Raw genomic sequence first — 18,391 nt, 5'->3', positions numbered from 1 at the left:
GCGGTCCCTGAACGCGCAGGCGACACGGACGGACGAAGAATTGATCATGCATGCGTCAAAACGACACCGCCACGGCCTGCTCGCCACCGGTCTGGCCTCGTTACTCCTCGCCGCCGCATCGGCCGGGCCTGCGGCGGCAACCGGGCCGCAAGGCACCGGCACGCTCCAGCAACAGGTGGACGCGGTCCACGACACCGGTGCCGTCGGGGTGTTCGCCGAGGTGACGTCACCGGGCAGCCGTGACAGCGCGCGTGCCGGGACGGCCCGGGCCGGCACCGGACGGCCGATGCCATGGAACGGAAGATTCCGGATCGGCAGCGCGACCAAGCCCTTCACCGCCACGGTCGTCCTGCAACTCGTCGGCGAAGGACGGCTGTCCCTGGAAGACACCGTCGAGGAGTGGCTGCCGGGCGTGGTCCGGGGAAACGGCAACGACGGCAGGCTGATCACCGTGCGGCAGCTGCTCCAGCACACCAGCCACATCCCCGAGGTACTGCCGGAGGTACCCGCGTTGAACGGCGCGGACGGCTACCGGGCCGAGCGGTTCCGTGCGTACACCCCCGAGGAGCTGGTGGCGACGGCGATGCGGACGCCTCGCGTTCCGGGCGCAGGCTGGTCGTACTCCAACACCAACTACATGCTCGCCGCGATGATCGTGCAGAAGGTCACCCATCGGAGCTGGGCCCATGAGGTCCGGTCAAGGATCATCCGCCCTCTGGGCCTGGGAGGCACCGTCGTGCCGGGCACCTTCCCGCTGGTGCCCGGCACGCACGCCCAGGCCTACACCGCATTCGGTACCGGTGCCGGAACCGGCACCGACGTCACGGTGCTCGACCCGAGCATGGCCGTCGGCTCCGGCTCCCTCATCAGCACCGCGCACGATCTGAACCGGTTCTACGCCGCGCTGCTCGGCGGCCGGCTGCTGCGCCCGGCCCAGCTCGACGAGATGAGGACCACCGTGCCCACTCCCGACGCGGATGTGCGCTACGGACTCGGCCTGGGTGAGATCGCGTCGACCTGCGGGGGCAGCTACTTCGGCCATCCGGGCAACCTGCTCGGCTATCGCACCTGGGGAGGCGCGACCCAGGACGGGAGCCGGACGGCAGTGGTCTACGTCAACAGCGACGGCGGCCGGGAGACCCAGGGAGCCATGACGGCACTCATGGACCAGGAACTGTGCCGGTTCCGCCCCTAGGAGATCCGTTCCAACGGTTCGGCCGGCCAGTCGTCGCGATCGCTCCCGAGGTACGACACCGGCATCACCGCCCGACCGAGCCGTCGATCTGCTCGCGCAGGATGTCCGCATGACCGGCGTGGCGGGCGGTCTCCTCGATCATGTGGACCAGCACCCAGCGCATCGACGGCGGCGGGGTCTCGCGCAGCGAGCGTGCGCCGGGGCGGTCCAGGTCGGTGCACGCGAGGGCGACCTCGTCGGCTCGGGCGATCGCCTCACGATAGGCGTCCGCCACGTCCGACGCGGTCTCGTCGGCGGGCACCTCGCCCTCGTCCTCCAGGAGTTCACGGTCGGCGCCGGCGTAGGCCCAGACGAACCAGTTGAGCTCGACTGCCGTCAGATGCTTGAGCAACAGCAGCAGGCTGGTCCCGGAAGGGACGCCGGCCGTGCGGACCGCCGGCTCCGGGACACCGGCCGCCTTCGCGAGGACGGACTCGCGCAGATAGCCCAGGAAGGCCAGCAGGGTGGTCTTCTCGTCGGCGTTCAGGCCCGGGGGCCGAAGATCAGGACGAGGCTCCGTAGTCGTCATGAGGGAACCGTAGTTGATCCGTTCACGTGGCCGGTGGCCGTCTCCGGTCACCGATCGCATGACAGGTCACCGGGTGTGCTCCTGCTGCCCCACGGCTGCGGTCAGCGCGCGTACCGTCGCGATGCACACCTCCGTGGGGCACCCGGACGGGACCGGATGCCCCACGACCTGAGCGTGGGGTGCGGGGTGTGCGGCGCGGATCTCTCCGTGCCGATTCGAGAGGCCCCTCAGTGGTGCCTTTCGAGGAGGCGGCCGGTGGGCTCGGCGAGTACGCCGTCGGCCGCGATCCGCGTACCGCGCAGCCACGTGGACCGGACGACACCGTGGAGCGTCCTGCCCGCGTACGCGGTGACCTGGTTGCGGTGGAAGAGCCCCGCCGGATCCACGGTGAACGTCTCCTCCGGTGCCAGGACCGCGAAGTCCGCGTCCCGTCCCGCCTCGATCGCCCCCTTGCGGCTCAGCCCGGCCAGCTCCGCCGGCCCCGCCGACATCCACCGCACCACATCCTCCAGACCGTGCCCACGACGGCGCGCCTCGGTCCAGATCGCCGGCAGCCCCAGCTGGAGCGAGGAGATCCCACCCCACGCCGAGGCGAAATCCGGCGTCTTCAGATCCGTCGTGCACGGCGAATGATCCGACACGATGCAGTCGATCGTCCCGTCCGCCAGCCCCGCCCACAACACGTCCTGGTTCTCCGCCTCCCGGATCGGCGGACAGCACTTGAACTCCGTCGCCCCGTCCGGCACCTCCTCCGCCGTCAGCGTCAGGAAATGCGGACACGACTCGACCGACACCCGCACCCCCTCCGCCTTCGCCGCCGCGATCAACGGCAATGCATCCGACGACGACAGATGCAGCACATGAACACGCGCGTCCAGACGCCTGGCAAGAGCGATCAGACCCTCGACAGCCGTGTTCTCCGCATCCCGAGGACGAGAAGCCAGAAAATCCGCGTACCTCCCCCCGCTCCGCTGCGGAGCGGACTCCAGATGATGCGGATCCTCCGCATGAACGATCAGAAGCCCGCCCAAGTCCGCGATCTCCGCCATGGACCGCGCCAACTGCTCCTGATCCAGCTCAGGGAACTCCTCCACCCCCGACGGCGACAGGAAACACTTGAAACCGAAGACCCCGGCCTCGAACAACGCCCGCAGATCCTTGGTGTTGGACGGAATCGCACCACCCCAGAAACCCGTGTCGACATGCGCCTTCGGCCCGGCCACCTCCCGCTTGACACGCAGGTTCTCCACCGTCGTCGTCGGCGGAAGGGAGTTCAGCGGCATGTCCAGCAACGTCGTGACACCACCGGCCGCCGCCGCACGCGTCGCAGTCCAGAAGCCCTCCCACTCCGCCCGCCCCGGATCATTCACATGCACATGCGTATCCACCAGACCCGGCAACACGGCATCGTCACCGAAATCCTCCAGGCGGGCACCGGCCGGCACCTCCGCGTCGTGGGGCAGCACCCCGGCGATGGTCCCACCGGAGACGGTGATCGACGCGGGACGCGTCCCCTCGGGGGTGACGACGCGGGTCGAGCGCAACACCAGCTGTACATCGGGCACGGTGCCCCCTCCTCTTCTGCGGTTGTCCGTCGTACGGGGCCGGGGGCTGCGCCCGGCTGGTCTCGGTCTCAGCGTGCCTGCGGGGGCCAGTTGAGGATCTGCTTGGGCCTCGGCGCGGCGTAGGTGCGCACCTTCGAGGTGGTCAGCCCGAGCCGGACGAGGGACTCGGCGATCGTCACCGCGGCACTCACACCGTCGACGACGGGGACACCGGTGCGCTCGACGACGCGTTCGGTGAGACCGGACATGCCACCGCACCCCAGGCAGATCACCTCGGCGCGGTCGACCTCCACGGCCTGGGCCGCCTGCTCGACGATGGCGTCCACGGCCGCCTTCTCGTCCCGCTCCAGATCCAGCACGGCGAGCCCGCTGGCCCGCACGGAGGCGCAGCGCGCGCTCAGACCCGCGGTGTGGAGGCGCTCCTCGATCAGCGGCACCGTGCGGTCGAGGCTGGTGACGACGGAGTAACTGCGCCCGAGGAACTGGGCGGTGCTCGCCGCAGCCTCGGTGATGTCGACGACGGGGACGTCGAGCAGCTCCTGCAGTCCCTCCCGGCCGTGTTCGCCGTAACCGGCCTGGATCACGGCGTCGAACGGCTCCGGGTAGGCGCGTACGGCTTCCATGACGGCGATGGCGGCGAGGTAGCTCTCGTAGTTGCCCTCGACGGACTCCGCCCCGAAGGCGGGTGTCAGCGGGACGATCTCGGTGCCGGGTGACGCCGCTCCGGCGGCCTGCTCGCCGATCGAGTCGGTGATCGACTGTGTGGTGTTGACGTTGACGACGAGGATGCGCACGGTACGGCCTTCGCTTCGGGGGTTCATTCGGCGGCGACGGCGATGGCCTCGCCGTCCACGTCCTGGATCTGCCTGGTGCGGTCGGCGATGAACGCGTACAGGACGGCGGCGAGGAAGGCGCCGACGAACCACGAGAAGCCTGCCGCTGCGTGGAAGAACGGCACCAGGGCGACGACCACGGCGACAGCGGCGCTGGGCACGAAGGCCACGACGGCGCGGGGGTTGAAGCCGCGGCTGTAGTGGTACTCGCCCTGCGGGTCCTCGCTGTAGAGGTCGGGCACGTTGACCCGGGACTTCCGCAGCAGCCAGTAGTCCGCCATGATCACGCCGAAGAGGGGTCCGAGCAGGGCCCCGAGCCCGCCGAGGAAGTAGTTCACGACGATCGGGCTGTTGTAGAGGTTCCACGGCAGGATCACCAGCCCGACGACCGCGCTCACCACGCCCGCACGGCGGAAGTTCAGCCGGCGCGGGAAGAGGTCGATGAGCGCGTAGATCGGCGCCACGAAGTTGGCCAGCAGGTTCACCGCCACGGTCAGGGCGATGAGGGCGAGCGAAGCGGTCGCCAGCAGGAACATGTTGGGGATGGTCCGGACGATGTCCGTGGGGCTGGTGATGACGCGCCCGTCGAGCTTGAACTGCGCCCCGCTGAGGACCACCACGATGACGGCGAAGAAGAGCATGTTGAGCGGGATGCCGATCACGTTGCCGCGGACGATCGAGCCGCGGCTCTTCGCCGACCGGGTGAAGTCGCAGAAGTTCAGGACGAACGTCCCGTAGATCACCACCCACAACGCGGCGGCCTGAAGGATCTGGAGCCACATGGCGCCGCCGGTGAGCGGGGCGTCGACGGACAGGGAGATCGAGGCGTCCGCCCGTACGAACATCCAGACCGCGAGGGCGCACATGGTGATCAGGGTGGTGGGCGCCGCGAACGCCATGTACCTCCGGATCATCTGCATCCCGTAGGAAACGATGAGGAGCTGGAGGGCCCAGAGCGAGAGGAAGGAGATCCACCCGAGGGTGGACTGCCCGAGCAGGGAGTTGGAGTCCAGGTCCCGCAGCGCCGGGAACATCGCGATGAGCAGGGCGCTCAGGACGGCGGAGGCGAGGTAGGTCTGGATGCCGAACCAGGCGATGGCGACGACTCCGCGGACGGCGGCCGGGATCTTCGCCCCCTTGATGCCGAACGCGATGCGGCTCATCACGGGGAAGGGGACGCCGGTCTTGTGCCCCATGAAGCCCGACAACGTCAGCAGCAGGAAGAGCAGGACGGACGCGAGGGCGAAGGCGGCCAGGATGCCCCACACGTTCAGCCCGAGCGCGAACAGGCCGATGGCGAAGGCGTAGTTGCCCAGGCTGTGAACGTCGTTGGCCCACAGGGTGAAGACGTTGTAGGCGCCCCAGCGGCGACCCTGCTTCTTCGTCGGGGCCAGGTCATAGGTGTACAGGACGGAGCTGGTCGCCCCGGCGGTCCCGGTGTCCTCGGTGGCCGTCTCGGGCGGCCGGTCCTCCACAGCAGTCATCGATCGGCCCTCGATCATTCGCTAGGGGTCGCACAACGGGGCCCGTGGACGGCCCACTTCGGAGAAGGCTGCACACCAAGGGCCCCTGGCGACCGGGAGAGGTTCAGAGGTTTCCATAAAGTGGAAGTTGATTTCCGCAGCCCAAAACGTAGTTTTCACCAAAGGGCAGCGTCAAGAGGTGCAGGCGGGCAACTTCGGCGCAGACACAGCACCTGCACCGAACGCACAACACCTCGTGCCTGACGAGCGCGAACAGCCCGCACCCCGACACGAGAGGTCACGGAGGCCAGCACCGGAACCGTGGATTCCGACCGTATCGACAGGCCCCTCGCACGCCCGACCACGGGCGGGCACCGACACCCCGCAAGCACAGGACCCGGCGCTCGAACTCGCCGACGGCCCCGGAACGACGCAACACTCCACCCTCCGCGGGGCACAGCACCGCAGGCTCCACGCCGCCGACCTGCACGTTCACCCCCTTCCACCCCCATCGGCACCATCGATGGCACCCGTGGCACACAAAGAGGTTCACAGTGGTGCCATTCATGTGCCAGAATGGCACCATCAAAGAGCGCGGCCCGGCACGACAGCCGAGCGAAGGCGCGTCACGGCGTGAGCCGGACAGGGGGTCGGACCATGGAGACAGCACAGAGCCGGACAGAGGCGACACCCGGTCCCTTCACGGCCTTCGCCCGCTTCGTGCTCTGCGGCGGCGGGGTGGGCCTCGCCTCCAGCTTCGCCGTGTCGGCCCTCGCCTCCTGGATCCCCTGGGTCTGCGCCAATGCCCTCGTCACCGTGGTGTCCACGCTCCTGGCCACCGAACTGCACGCCCGCTTCACGTTCGGCGCCGGCGGACGGGCGACATGGCGCCAGCACGCGCAGTCCGCCGGATCCGCGGCGGCCGCGTACGCGGTGACCTGCGCGGCGATACTCACCCTGCACCAACTGGTGGCGTCCCCGGGCGTGGTGCTCGACCAGGCCGTCTACCTGTCCGCGTCCGCACTCACCGGAGTCGCACGGTTCGCGGTGCTCCGCCTGGTCGTCTTCGCACGCAACCGCACACGGACGCCGGCCACCACGCACACGACCGAGCCCCACGCCTCGGCCACGATCGGCACCACGGAACTCTGCTACGCGGCCTGACGGCGCGTCCGGGAGGCGCGCCCCGCGGGCACACCGCCCGCACGCGCCTGACGCCCGCCCGCCCATGCCTCCTCACACCGACGCCCCGGCGAGCCGGTCGACTCCGTAGCCGCTGATCAGCAGGCGTTCCTTGCGGCTGCCGGTGAGGAGTTGGCTCCAGTCGACGAAGCCGCCGTCGCCGACTTCCGGGCAGTCCTCTCGCGCACCGGCGAAGACCTTGAAGCAGATTCCCCTGTAGTACCCGCGCCCGGTCGTCCGGTCGGGATCCTCGGTGACGGAGACGTCCGGGAATGCGGAGCATTCCTCCCGCACCCGGTCGACGACCTGACGGCTCGCTTCCTCCAGGCAGGTGAGCCGTATCCGTGTGTGCCGGGCCCCGGCGGCCGCCGACGCACGGGCGGCGAACCGCAGGTGCTCGGTCAGCTGCTGGTGCTCGAACGACTGGTTGCCCGCGTCCCTTCCGGCGGTCACCAGGCCGAGGATCTGGAAGTGTGCGAGCATCCCGGCCCGTCCGAAGTGCTGTGCGCGGACCACTCGTTGGAAGGCCGCCAGGCGCACCGGCGTGCCCGAGCGGGCATCGGCGGCCAGGGACCGGGACCGCCGCAGGGACGCTTCCAGGGCAAGGGCGTTGGTCGGGTCGGCCGCGACCTCACTGCCGCGTACCGTCGCGATCACCTTGCGGGGATCGACGGACGCGACAGCGGAGTGCGCGGCCAGCGGCACGACGGGGGCGAGCACGAGGATCTCGAAGCCGTCGGGCAGCGCGGACAGCAGCGCGTCCTCGGTGCGTCGGAGCGCGGCGAAACCGACCGGCGCCGGCGCGACGAACCGGTCGCTGCGATAGCGCCGCATCACCTCCGCGGGCGAGCGCCGGTCCGCCCTGCGTCGGAAGACTTCGAGCAGCAGCGTGGTCAGATCCGCGCCGGACATGCCGTCGGTGAGCAGGTCCAGCAGCTCCGGGCCGCCGTGGCGCCGGAGGACCCGCCGCAGCGCAGGGTTGGCCGATGATTCCCCGTCGAGGTCGTCACTCGTCATGGAGAGGGAGTATCTCCGGACGGCTTCCGGCTGGACCAGGGAATTTCCGGCCCACCGCCCGCCGGGGTCCTGCGGCTGCCCCTCGTCCCACGGCCGTGCGCACGGCGCACCGTGTGCTGTCGACGTACCACCGCGCCCGGTCCGACGCAGCCCTCAGGAAGTCGCGCCGTCGCCCGGGCCGGGTGCGTGGCTCAGGTCGACCACGCAGAAGATGTTGCCGTCCGGGTCGGCGAGGACGACGAAGTCGGGATCCGGCGGGTAGGAGTCCCAGTCGACGGCACGCGCACCCAGTCCGGTCAACCGGCTCACCTCCGCCCGCTGTTCCTCCCGCGTGTCCGCGTAGAGGTCCAGGTGGACGCGGGGCCGGGGCTCGGCCGGGGACGTACTGCGCATCAGGCCGAGGGCGCGCCCGGAGCCGTCGGCGTGGTCGAGGAACCGCCATGTATCGCTCTCCGCCTCACGGGAGGCGACCAGATCCAGGGCCTCGGTCCAGAAGGCCACCGCGCGGGGAATGTCCGTCACACCGATGGCGGGAACTCCGAGTCTCAGCATGAGGGCGAGTCTAGGTGCGGCACCGGTCACCCGCCCCGGGCAGGTTCGGGGCGTACCCCCGGAAACCGACACCCCGTCAGGGATCGGTGCGCTCTTTCTCGGAGCTTGATCTTGACACCGGTGCCCACGAGTGGTGGTTTAGACCACTCCACCACCTGAATGTAGTGGTCCACTTTCGTGGAGGTGCAGTGACCCGTATGCCTCGAAGTCATCCGTACCGTCTCCCCCGTGTCCCCCGTCTCCCCCTTCTCGGCGCCGCAGCCCTGCTGGCTCTCGGTACGCTCTCCGCTCCCGCCCAGGCGGCCGGAGAGCCCGATGTCACGGCGTTTCCCGGCGGCGCCCCCTCCTCGGGCCGGCCCGTCGTCACCCCCACACCGCAGCAGATGAAGTCGGCGGGCCGGGACCTGCGTGTCCCGGACCGTGTGCACCTCGTCCTAGGTGACGACGTCGACACCCCGAGCGCCGATGTCATCAGGAAGGCGCTGGCCTCGGCCGGGGCCCGCCACATCGTCACGAGCACGGCCGGTGGCTCCGCCCCGGCGACGCGTCACCACGGAGCGGGGCTGACCGTCGTCGCCGGTTCCATCAAGGACGGCGCGGTGGCCGACGCCCTGCGCGCCACCGGCGGCACCGTCCCCGGCACCCTGGTCGCGGAGGGCTACTCCCTTGCATCCCGGGGCGACAGCGTCGTGCTCGCGGGCAACGACGGCGACGGCATCTACTACGCCGCCCAGACGCTGAGGCAGCTGGTCACCGGACGACACAGCCTGGCCGCCGTGTCGGTCACCGACCACCCGGCCATGCCCCTGCGCGGCAGCATCGAGGGTTTCTACGGCGCCCCCTGGTCCCACAGCGACCGGCTGGACCAACTCGCCTTCTACGGCGACATCAAGGCCAACACCTACATCTACACACCGAAGGACGACGCGTACCTGCGCGAGGAGTGGCGCGAGCCCTACCCCGCCGACCGACTGGCCGACCTGCGCGCACTGATCGAGCAGGCCACCGCCCACCATGTCGACTTCACCTACGCCGTCTCCCCCGGGCTGTCGATCTGCTACAGCGACCCGGACGACGTGAACGCCCTGGAGACGAAGCTGGGCACCCTCCACGACCAGGGCGCCCGCAGCTTCTACGTGGCGCTGGACGACATCAGCTACACCAGGTGGAACTGCGCCGCCGACCAGGAGAAGTACGGCGCTCCGGGGAAGGGCAGTGCGGGGCAGGCGCAGAGCGACCTGCTCAACGCCGTGCAGCACGACTTCATCGACGCCCACCCGGATGCCCGGCCGCTCCAGTTCGTGCCCACGGAGTACTCCGACACGGCGGACTCCGCCTACAAGTCCGTGCTCCGCGCGCACCTGGACCCGAAGGTCGTCGTGCAGTGGACGGGCACGGACGTCGTTCCCCCCTCGATCAGCATGGAGGACGCCCGGGCGGCCTCCGCGGTGTGGGGACGCAAGGTGTTCCTCTGGGACAACTACCCGGTCAACGACTACGGGCAGACGACGGGCCGGCTGCTGATGGCCCCGTACGACAAGCGGGAGGCCGGGCTGCACAAGGCGCTGAGCGGCATCGTGCTCAACCCGATGAACCAGGCCGCGCCGAGCAAGGTCGCCCTGTTCGGCGGGGCGTCCTTCGCCTGGAACGACGAGGACTACGACCCCGGCCGCACCTGGCGCGCGGCAGCCGGCTACCTGGCAGGCGGAGACCCCGCCACCACCCGTGCGCTGCTGGCGTTCTTCGACACCGAACACCTCGCGCCGACCTTCGGTGAGACGGACTGGCAACCGCAGGCACCCGAACTGGGCTCACGGCTGGAGGACTTCACCAAGGCCTGGAACAGCGGATCCGGCGCCGAGCGCCGGGCCGCGCTCAGGAAGCTCGACGCCTACGCGGACGTGCTGGCCGGGGCGCCCGAGCAGATCCGTGCCGGCGTACGGGACCCCGCCTTCCTGTCACAGACGAAGCCCTGGCTGGACGCGCTCGACCTGTGGGGCGGGGCGCTCGACGCCAGCCTGGACGGCCTGCGGGACCGGCTCCACTCGGGTGACGGGCAGGCTGACTTCGCCGAGGCGGCCGGCCTGGCGAAGAAGGCCGCCGCGGTCACCACCATCCCGGGCACCACCCGGCCGCAGGGCACGATCAAGGTGGCCGACGGAGTGCTGGACACGTTCATCCAGCAGGCGCCACAGCTGTGACGCGTGCCCCGGGCGCCGGGACCCGGCGCCCGGGGCCGGTCCTCCCCTCGGCGCGGACACCCCCAGGACGGTGACGTCCGCCCGGACCCGCCGGGACCGCATGCCGGTCTCCGGGCGTGGCCGCCTTCCGCACGGCTCCGGCTGCACGGATACGGGCGGCCGCAGCCGGGGGCGGGCCGCGGTGCGACAGCCCCTGTCGTCGCTCCCCGCCGGCGGTCCTGGAGCCGCGACCGGGGCGGAACGGGGGCGGGCGGTCGGCGTCACCCCGACGGAGCACGGCGGCGGTGTGAGGTTCCGTTCCGCGCGCCCGACGGTGTGCGGTGTACCGCGACCCGCCCCACGGCCTGCCTCTTCTCCGCACCAGGAGCCCCGGAGGCCGGCTGCCGGCCCGGGCCCTCCGCTCGGCCGATCGGGTGAAGCAGCTGCTCGGCGGAGACGGACTCCGAGATGTGCTCGCCCGGCGAGGCGTCCTAACCTCCCCCTACTGCTGCGCAGTCGATGGCCGGTCCGGCCGGCGGAGGGCGAGCTTTCATGGCTGAGCGACCTACGAAATCCGGAATGCTGGGCGAGCTGTCGGCCGAGTTCGCCGGCACGATGATCCTGATCCTCTTCGGATGCGGTGTGGTGGCCCAGGTGGCCGCAGGCGGGGCCCTGACGGACCCGCCAGGCGGCCTCGGGGACCACGACAGCATCGCCTGGGCCTGGGGCCTCGGGGTGACCTTGGGCGTCTACGTCGCGGCACGGCTGAGCGGCGCCCACCTCAATCCCGCGGTGACCGTCTCGCTCGCCGCCTTCAAGGGGTTCCCCTGGAGGAAGGTGGTGCCGTACGCGCTCGCGCAGACGGCCGGCGCCTTCGTGGCGGCGCTCCTCGTGCGCTGGAACTACAGCGAGGCACTCGCGAAGGCCGACCCCGGGCACACGGTGAAGACGCAGACGGTGTTCTCCACCCTGCCCGCCAACGGAAACCCCGCCCTGCCGGTCCACGAGTGGGGCGCCTTCCGCGACCAGGTCATCGGCACCGCCATCCTGCTGCTGCTGATCATGGCCATCACCGACATGCTGAACACCCCGCCCGGCGCCAACCTGGGACCGTTCATCACCGGGCTGGTCGTGGTCGCGATCGGCATGGCCTGGGGAACCAACGCGGGTTACGCGATCAACCCCGCCCGCGACTTCGGTCCACGGCTGGCGAGCTTCCTCACCGGGTACGGCGGAGCGTGGCGGGACCAGTACGGAAATCTGTACTTCTGGGTCCCCATCGTGGGCCCGCTGATCGGCGGGCTGCTCGGCGCGGGACTGTACAAGGGCTTCATCGGCCGGTTCCTGCCGTCCGCGGAGCCCGAGCCGGCGGGACGTGTCCCGGCGGCCGAGGACTGACCACACCGGCCGGAGAGGCGGCACATCATGGCGGACTTCATCGGCGCGGTGGACCAGGGGACCACCAGCACCCGATTCATGATCTTCGACCACGGCGGCAACGAGGTCGCCAAGCACCAGTTGGAGCACGCCCAGATCCTCCCCCGGTCCGGGTGGGTGGAGCACGACCCGGTGGAGATCTGGGAGCGCACCAACTCGGTGATGCAGAACGCCCTCCGCTACGGCGGCCTGTCCCCGGAGGACCTGGCGGCGATCGGCATCACCAACCAGCGCGAGACCACGGTGGTCTGGGACCCGCGCAACGGGCGGCCCTATTACAACGCGATCGTCTGGCAGGACACCCGGACCGACACCATCGCGGCGAACCTGGAACGCACGGGCCGCGGCGACGTCATCCGCCACAAGGCCGGGCTGCCGCCCGCCACCTACTTCTCGGCGGGCAAGATCCAGTGGATCCTGGAGAACGTCGACGGTGTGCGGGCGGCGGCGGAGAAGGGCCACGCCCTCTTCGGCAACACGGACGCCTGGGTCCTGTGGAACCTGACCGGCGGCCCCGACGGCGGCATCCACGCCACCGACGTGACCAACGCGAGCCGCACCATGCTGATGAACCTGGAAACCCTCGACTGGGACGACGAGCTCCTGGGCTTCTTCCGGATCCCCCGGGCGATGCTGCCCGACATCCACCCCTCGTCGCACCCGGACGCCTTCGGCGCGACGCGCACCTCCCGGCCGCTGCGCGCCGCCATCCCCATCGGCGGCGTCCTCGGCGACCAGCAGGCCGCCACGGTGGGACAGGTGTGCTTCGCACCGGGCGAGGCCAAGAACACCTACGGCACGGGCAACTTCCTGCTGCTCAACACCGGCACGGAGCCGGTCCGCTCCCGGCACGGCCTCCTGACCACCGTGGCGTACAAGTTCGGCGACAGCCCCGCGGTCTACGCGCTGGAGGGTTCCATCGCCGTGACCGGCTCCGCCGTGCAGTGGCTCCGCGACCAGATGAAGATCATCAAGACGGCCGCCGAGAGCGAGGACCTGGCGCGCACGGTGGAGGACAACGGCGGCATGTACTTCGTCCCCGCGTTCTCGGGGCTGTTCGCCCCCTACTGGCGCTCCGATGCCCGCGGAGCGATCGTCGGCCTGGCCAGGTACAACGACAACGCGCATCTGGCGCGGGCGACCCTGGAGGCCATCTGCTACCAGAGCCGCGATGTGGTCGATGCCATGGAACAGGACTCCGGGGTCCATCTCGACGTGCTCAAGGTCGACGGCGGCGTCACCGCCAACGACCTCTGCATGCAGATCCAGGCGGACGTCCTCGGAGTCCCCGTCAGCCGGCCCGTCGTCGCGGAGACCACCGCGCTCGGCGCCGCGTACGCGGCAGGGCTGGCAACGGGCTTCTGGCAGAGCACCGACGAACTGCGCACCCACTGGGACGAGTCCAAGCGGTGGTCGCCGCAGTGGTCCGACCGACAGCGCGCGGACGGCTACACGGGCTGGAAGGCGGCGGTGGAGCGCACGCTCGACTGGGTGAAGGTCCCCTGAGGGACGTGCCGCGCGGAATCCGACGGGCTGACGGCCGGCGGGCCGGCTCGGAGCCGCAGCCGCGGCAGATCTCACGCGCCACCGGCGCGCGGGACTCAGCCGACCCCCAGCCGTTGCCCGAGCAGGTCCAGTCCGTGCCGGAGCCGGCGGAAGTAGGTGGCCCGGCTCATGTGGAGCCGGCGAGCCAGTTGCTGATGGGTCTGCCGGCGCCCGAGGTAGTAGTGCAACAGGATCTGCCCGGCTTCGGCGTCCTCGCGTACGTCGCTGTCCGCCAGGGTGCGCACCCCGTCCCGCAGCGCCCTCCGCAGGTCCTCCGCCGTCTCCGTACCCGGCGGGCGCAGCAGCGGGCTGTGCGCCAGCCAGGACGGGTCGGTGACATGCGCCAGTGCCTGTCCCACGTCTCGGCCGGTGGCCGAGGGGGCGCCCGGCCCCGGCCCGAGGGAGAGCCGCTCCACCCATTCGGTGATCGCCTCGTGCCCGAAGTCCTGGCTGTATATCTCGGGTTTCCGGCCGCACCGGTAGACGTCGTCGGTGGTCGTGCCGTGCTGGCGGAAGTGCAAGCTCGTCAGGAGGTGCTGGTAGCGCGGGCTCGGCGTGGAGACCGTCAGCAGCAGGCTGTTGGCCATGACGTGGTGCAGCAGGTCACGCAGCAGCCGCGCGTGCAGTCCGCGCTCCGGGCAGTACGCGGCCCCGAGGACCAGGGACCGGGTCCGCTGCCCGCCCATCAGCCGGTCGGTGTGCTGCTGGAGCAGGGGTTCCATGCTGCCGACGGTGCGGTCGGCGACACGGACCAGGCCCATGACTCCCACGGCCCGGCCGTCGCGGTCCCGGGCCATCCGGAAGCCCGCGAGGTCGTCGTGCAGCCACCGTTCCACCAGGCGCTCCGTACGCCGGGTGTCCATGCCTCCCTGCCGGGCCCACTGGTGCATGAGCCCGCCGATGTCGTCGGCGTCGCCCGGGTTCGCGGCCTGGATCGCGCCGTCGCCCGCGCTCGCCGGGAACAGCGTCTCGTGTACGACGGTGTCGCCGACGAGGGCCATGGTTCCCTCGGCGAGCCGCCCCCTGCGGGCGACACTCGCCTCCGCGGCCAGCTCTCGCCTTCGATGGGTGTGCGCGCGGGACCGTAAACCGTGGTGGGCGGCGGGCTGCCGCCACCGGTGGGCCTGTTCGAACACGGAGCGGAACGGTTCCAGAACGGTCAGACCGAGTTCCGTACGGGTCACGAGACTGAGCCGGCCCAGGGTGTCGAAGAGCTCCCGGCCCTCTCCGAGGAGTTCCCGGTCCCCGCCCCAGACGGTCGCGAGTCCGTCCAGGGCGCGTTGCCACCCGCGGGCGGGCTGCTCGCGCGAGAGCCGCTCGGTGATCTCCTGCACGACCTGGTCCGCGACAGCCCCGGGGACGTCCGGCGAGGCGCCCGCGTGCAGGGCCCGGCACGCCGCGCAGGCGATCAGCGGGTTGCCCCCTGCCATGCGGACGACCATGTCCCGTGCCACCGGTCCCGCCAGTTGAGCGCCGGCCACCAGCCGGGCCGTCCGGTCGTCGGACCACGGCACGGTCTCGATGACAGCCGCGCCGGAGAGCGTCCAGCCGGGCTGGGCCAGTAAGGACCGCCGGCTCACCAGGAGCAGGGGGGCGGCGGGCGCTTCGCGTGGGAGCCGCGCGTGCTCCAGCGCCGCGAGGGCATCCGGGCCGTCGGCCCCGTCCAGCACCAGCGGCCGGGCGGTGGGTTCCTCGACCGCCGCCCGCACGGCGTCCGCGGCGTCTCCGCGGGACAGGTCCAGCACACGCGCCGACGACAGGCGTGACACCAGCCAGGACTTGCCGCTCCCGAGCGGTCCCGTCAGGTTGACCAGCCGGTGGCGGTCCATCGCAGTCCGCAGTACCTCCGGCGACGTCGCCCGCGCCGGTGGGCCGGTGGCCGCCGGCTCGGACATGAGGTCTCCCACCACGCTTCCCACGGACCCGTCGTCGATCACGGCGACACCCTATTGACCGGGCTTCGCGACGAGAAGACCGCGACCCGGATCGGCCTCTGAGACTCCTGTGAGACCGCTGTGGGACTCCACCGCCCGGGGGCAGTGGCTAGCGTGGGTCGGTGATCGCGCCGGACGACCGGACCGAGCCCTCGGGGAGGCCACATGAACACCCACTGCATGTCCGTACTCGGTCTGACCAGCACCCAGGAGGACGTGTACCGGCACTTCCTGCGGAATCCCGGAACACCGGAGAGCGAGATCCCCGGGGTGTTACCGGGAGGACGCGAGAGCAAAGTGCGGGCCGTCGCACGGCTCCGGGAGCTGCGCCTGCTGCACGGGGACGACGCGAACACCTGGGCCGTGGATCCCGTCGTCGCTGTTCCCCGGCTGGCCGGGGAACAACTGGACACAGCCCACCGGACGATGCGTCAACTCGTCGACGTACGGCCGATCCTGCGGTCCCTGCGGCACGAAGGTCCGGCACCCGGGACCGCCGCTCCGGGAGAAGGCGCCGCCGCCCTGTTCCGGCTGGAGGATCTGCGGGAGGTACGCGCCCGAGTGGGCCAACTGACCTTCGGTGCACGGTCGGAGGTGCTCGCGGCCGACCCCTGCGACGCCCTGACGCCGGAGCATGCCGGCTACGCCCGGCACCTCGACCTGGGGCGGCTGAGCAAGACGGTGCGGGTGCGGGTCCTGGTGCAGGTGTCCGCACTCGCGGACGCCGGGAGACTCGACCAGCTGCGGCACCTGCATCTCGGCGGGGCGGCTGTCCGGGTCGCCGACGAGCTGTCCGAGACGGTCCTCGTCTACGACCGGCACGCGGCGCTGGTGCCCATCGACGCCCGCGACACAGGGCGCGGCGCGCTGTACACGGAGGAGCGCGGGCTGGTGAGCAGCCTGGTCGGCCTCTTCGAACGGCTGTGGGCCACCGCGACCGACTTCGCCGGTCTGGTGGCGGCGGACACGGGGCAGGTCGCCCGGCTCACCGAGACCCAGCGCCTGGTGCTCACCGCCATGTGCGCCGTCAGCAAGGACGAGACGGGCGCCCGGCAGGCCCGGATGTCCCTCCGTACCTACCGGCGGCACATCTCCGACGTACTGCGTCTGCTGGGCGCATGCAACCGGGCCCAGGCCGCACTGCTCGCGCGTGAGCGCGGCTGGGTGTGAGCGCGGCCGGGTACGGGCGGGCCGCCCCGGGCAGGCCGGCCGTGCGGACCCGGCCGTCGCGGGCCCGCACGCAGGACGGCCGTCCGGTCCGAGTGCCGCTCCAGCCGCAGGACCCGTCCCGTCGGCCGCCCCCGAACATCGGCCCTCGCGGGCGGCCGGCGGGGCCCGCCGGCCGACGGGGGCCGTGCGGGACTCCGCCGCGGTGCCTCAGCCCGCCGCTCCGCCCCGGCCGGCGTCGCCGGCACCTGCCTCGGCCGGCCGCAGCGGCGGCACCCGCAGGCCGAACTCTCTGCGCAGGGCGGTCCGGGCGGCCAGCAGGCCGCACATCCCGTGCACGCCGGGGCCCGGCGGCGTGGCGGCCGAGCAGAGGTAGACCCCCGGCAGCGGGGTGCGGTACGGGTCCCAGCGGGCGACCGGCCGCAAGAGGGACTGCCGCAGGCCGATGGCCCCCGTAGCGATGTCCCCGCCGACGTAGTTCGGGTTGTAGCGGGCCAACGCGGCCCCGGAGACTCCGCGTTCGGCGACCACGGTGTCGGCGAAGCCGGGAGCGTACCGCTCGATCGCCGCCCGGATCAGCGGCAGCGGGTCGCGGGTGGAACCGTGCGGGAGGTGCGCGTACGCCCACACCGGACGACGCCCGGGAAGGGCGCGCCCCGGGTCGGCGACCGCCGGGTCCACCACCAGCACGAAGGGGTGTTCGCCCGGCGTGCCCCGGGCGTTGGCCGTCTCCTGCCGGAAGACCTCCTGCGCCGTCCCTCCGAGGTGCACGGTCACCGCCCGGCCGACACCGGGTGCGGACCAGGGGATCGGTTCCGAGACGAGGAAGTCGGCCTTGCCCGCCGCCGGACCGTAGCGGTAGCGGCGCAGCGCCCGGGCGTAGCGAGGGGGCAGCCGGTCCCCGGCAAGGGATGCCAGTGCGGTGGGCGAGACGTCCAGGAGCACCGCCCGTACACCGTCCAGTTGCCGCAGATCGGTGATCTCCTGGCCGGTGTGCAGGACGCCGCCGTGCGCCCGGATGTCGGCGGTCAGCGCGTCCGCGATGCTCCGGCTGCCGCCGCGCGGTACCGGCCAGCCCGGCCCGTGGGCGAGTTGTGCCAGCAGCAGCCCGACGGCGGCGCCGGGCAGCGACGGCAGCGGGCCGGTCAGGTGCGCGGCGGCACCGGCCAGCAGCGCCCGGGCCTCCTCGCCGCGGAAGGTGAGCGGCCCGAGCCGGGTCCCGTGGAGCAGGACCCGGCTCAGCAGAGCCGGGGCGGCCCGGAGCCCGGGAGGCCGCCGCAGATCGGACAGGAGCAGCCCGGACAGGTCCGCCCCGTGCGCCAGCAGGGGTTCCATCAGCCGGCGCCAGCGCGCCCCGTCCGGTCCGAGCCCGGCGCAGGTCGCGTCGAGGTCGTGCCACGCCAGGGCGGCCCGGCCGTCGTCGAGGGGATGGGCGTAGCTGATGTCCGGGCGGAGCATGTCCACCCGCTCGGCCAGGCCGAACTCCCGGAAGAACGGGGAGGACATGCCCATCGGATGCACGGCCGAGCAGATGTCGTGGACCACGCCGGAGTCGAACAGGTCGGCTCCGCGCAGGCCGCCTCCCAGGGTGCCGGCGGCCTCGTACACCTCGACCCGCAGGCCGGCCCGGGCCAGGGTTGCTGCGGCGGCGAGGCCGTTCGGGCCGCTGCCGACGACAGCCGCGTCCGCTCCGCTCACCGGGGGCGCCCTGTCCCGGCGGCGGACGGCCGTCCGCCGCGAGGGCCCGGCGGGC

Annotated in this window: 14 protein-coding genes; 6 read left to right on the top strand and 8 right to left on the bottom strand. The window is 71.6% G+C overall.

The features are described from left to right. Positions 1-46 precede the first annotated feature (46 nt). Positions 47-1,195 carry a serine hydrolase domain-containing protein gene (locus tag ACFC51_RS29710; protein ID WP_376531749.1) on the top strand — a complete coding sequence of 383 codons (1,149 nt, stop codon included), beginning with the start codon at positions 47-49 and terminating at the stop codon, positions 1,193-1,195. 64 nt (positions 1,196-1,259) lie between these two features. Here ACFC51_RS29710 and ACFC51_RS29705 read toward each other — a convergent pair whose 3' ends face one another. The 4 genes from ACFC51_RS29705 to ACFC51_RS29690 all read right to left on the bottom strand — a co-directional run bounded on the left by ACFC51_RS29705 (position 1,260) and on the right by ACFC51_RS29690 (position 5,645). After that, a complete protein-coding gene (locus tag ACFC51_RS29705; protein WP_376367501.1) occupies positions 1,260-1,763 on the bottom strand; it encodes a DinB family protein in 504 nt (167 codons plus the stop codon). Positions 1,764-1,990: 227 nt separating this feature from the next. After that, a complete protein-coding gene (gene allB / locus ACFC51_RS29700; RefSeq protein WP_376531747.1) occupies positions 1,991-3,328 on the bottom strand; it encodes an allantoinase AllB in 1,338 nt (445 codons plus the stop codon). A gap of 68 nt (positions 3,329-3,396) precedes the next feature. After that, positions 3,397-4,122, bottom strand: coding sequence for an aspartate/glutamate racemase family protein (locus ACFC51_RS29695; RefSeq protein WP_376367497.1), 726 nt, complete (start codon positions 4,120-4,122; stop codon positions 3,397-3,399). A gap of 23 nt (positions 4,123-4,145) precedes the next feature. Beyond that, positions 4,146-5,645, bottom strand: coding sequence for an NCS1 family nucleobase:cation symporter-1 (locus ACFC51_RS29690; protein ID WP_376531745.1), 1,500 nt, complete (start codon positions 5,643-5,645; stop codon positions 4,146-4,148). 636 nt (positions 5,646-6,281) lie between these two features. Here ACFC51_RS29690 and ACFC51_RS29685 point away from each other — a divergent pair. Beyond that, the gene (locus ACFC51_RS29685) at positions 6,282-6,788 is read left to right on the top strand and encodes a hypothetical protein (RefSeq protein WP_376367493.1); all 507 of its coding nucleotides are present in this window, start codon (positions 6,282-6,284) and stop codon (positions 6,786-6,788) included. A gap of 72 nt (positions 6,789-6,860) precedes the next feature. Here ACFC51_RS29685 and ACFC51_RS29680 read toward each other — a convergent pair whose 3' ends face one another. After that, positions 6,861-7,823: a hypothetical protein gene (locus tag ACFC51_RS29680; RefSeq protein ID WP_376367491.1), complete on the bottom strand. Its 963-nt coding sequence runs from the start codon at positions 7,821-7,823 to the stop codon at positions 6,861-6,863. Between the two features lie 153 nt (positions 7,824-7,976). Then, the gene (locus ACFC51_RS29675) at positions 7,977-8,375 is read right to left on the bottom strand and encodes a VOC family protein (protein WP_376367489.1); all 399 of its coding nucleotides are present in this window, start codon (positions 8,373-8,375) and stop codon (positions 7,977-7,979) included. A 197-nt stretch (positions 8,376-8,572) separates the two neighbouring features. On the opposite strand from ACFC51_RS29675, the gene ACFC51_RS29670 reads away from it, so the two are divergent. From ACFC51_RS29670 to glpK, 3 genes are all read left to right on the top strand, one after another. Next, the gene (locus ACFC51_RS29670) at positions 8,573-10,576 is read left to right on the top strand and encodes a beta-N-acetylglucosaminidase domain-containing protein (protein ID WP_376531743.1); all 2,004 of its coding nucleotides are present in this window, start codon (positions 8,573-8,575) and stop codon (positions 10,574-10,576) included. A gap of 531 nt (positions 10,577-11,107) precedes the next feature. Further along, entirely contained in the window at positions 11,108-11,953 is an 846-nt protein-coding gene (locus ACFC51_RS29665) for an MIP/aquaporin family protein (RefSeq protein ID WP_376367485.1), read from the top strand. Between the two features lie 27 nt (positions 11,954-11,980). Then, positions 11,981-13,498: a glycerol kinase GlpK gene (glpK, locus tag ACFC51_RS29660; protein WP_376367483.1), complete on the top strand. Its 1,518-nt coding sequence runs from the start codon at positions 11,981-11,983 to the stop codon at positions 13,496-13,498. A 95-nt stretch (positions 13,499-13,593) separates the two neighbouring features. Here glpK and ACFC51_RS29655 read toward each other — a convergent pair whose 3' ends face one another. Continuing rightward, positions 13,594-15,474 (bottom strand): hypothetical protein, encoded by a 1,881-nt coding sequence (locus ACFC51_RS29655; protein WP_376367481.1) that lies wholly within the window; start codon positions 15,472-15,474, stop codon positions 13,594-13,596. Positions 15,475-15,636: 162 nt separating this feature from the next. On the opposite strand from ACFC51_RS29655, the gene ACFC51_RS29650 reads away from it, so the two are divergent. After that, positions 15,637-16,641, top strand: a complete 1,005-nt coding sequence (locus ACFC51_RS29650; RefSeq protein WP_376367479.1) for a helix-turn-helix transcriptional regulator — start codon at positions 15,637-15,639, stop codon at positions 16,639-16,641. Positions 16,642-16,848: 207 nt separating this feature from the next. Here ACFC51_RS29650 and ACFC51_RS29645 read toward each other — a convergent pair whose 3' ends face one another. Continuing rightward, complete coding sequence (locus ACFC51_RS29645; protein ID WP_376367477.1) at positions 16,849-18,336, bottom strand: phytoene desaturase family protein; 1,488 nt, start codon at positions 18,334-18,336, stop codon at positions 16,849-16,851. Positions 18,337-18,391: the final 55 nt, after the last annotated feature.

This window comes from Streptomyces sp. NPDC055962, from assembly GCF_042270185.1.
Lineage (GTDB): Bacteria > Actinomycetota > Actinomycetes > Streptomycetales > Streptomycetaceae > Streptomyces.
The sequence above is the reverse complement of the archived record's forward strand: the minus strand, read 5'-3'. Positions and strand labels throughout refer to the sequence as shown.

Bases quoted from the DNA above. Each gene is read 5' to 3' on its own strand.
- ACFC51_RS29675 (WP_376367489.1), bottom strand. From the start codon at position 8,375: ATGCTGAGACTCGGAGTTCCCGCCATCGGTGTGACGGACATTCCCCGC.
- ACFC51_RS29670 (WP_376531743.1), top strand. From the start codon at position 8,573: ATGCCTCGAAGTCATCCGTACCGTCTCCCCCGTGTCCCCCGTCTCCCC.
- ACFC51_RS29650 (WP_376367479.1), top strand. From the start codon at position 15,637: ATGAACACCCACTGCATGTCCGTACTCGGTCTGACCAGCACCCAGGAG.
- glpK (WP_376367483.1), top strand. From the start codon at position 11,981: ATGGCGGACTTCATCGGCGCGGTGGACCAGGGGACCACCAGCACCCGA.
- ACFC51_RS29690 (WP_376531745.1), bottom strand. From the start codon at position 5,645: ATGACTGCTGTGGAGGACCGGCCGCCCGAGACGGCCACCGAGGACACC.
- ACFC51_RS29680 (WP_376367491.1), bottom strand. From the start codon at position 7,823: ATGACGAGTGACGACCTCGACGGGGAATCATCGGCCAACCCTGCGCTG.
- ACFC51_RS29705 (WP_376367501.1), bottom strand. From the start codon at position 1,763: ATGACGACTACGGAGCCTCGTCCTGATCTTCGGCCCCCGGGCCTGAAC.
- ACFC51_RS29685 (WP_376367493.1), top strand. From the start codon at position 6,282: ATGGAGACAGCACAGAGCCGGACAGAGGCGACACCCGGTCCCTTCACG.
- ACFC51_RS29710 (WP_376531749.1), top strand. From the start codon at position 47: ATGCATGCGTCAAAACGACACCGCCACGGCCTGCTCGCCACCGGTCTG.
- ACFC51_RS29665 (WP_376367485.1), top strand. From the start codon at position 11,108: ATGGCTGAGCGACCTACGAAATCCGGAATGCTGGGCGAGCTGTCGGCC.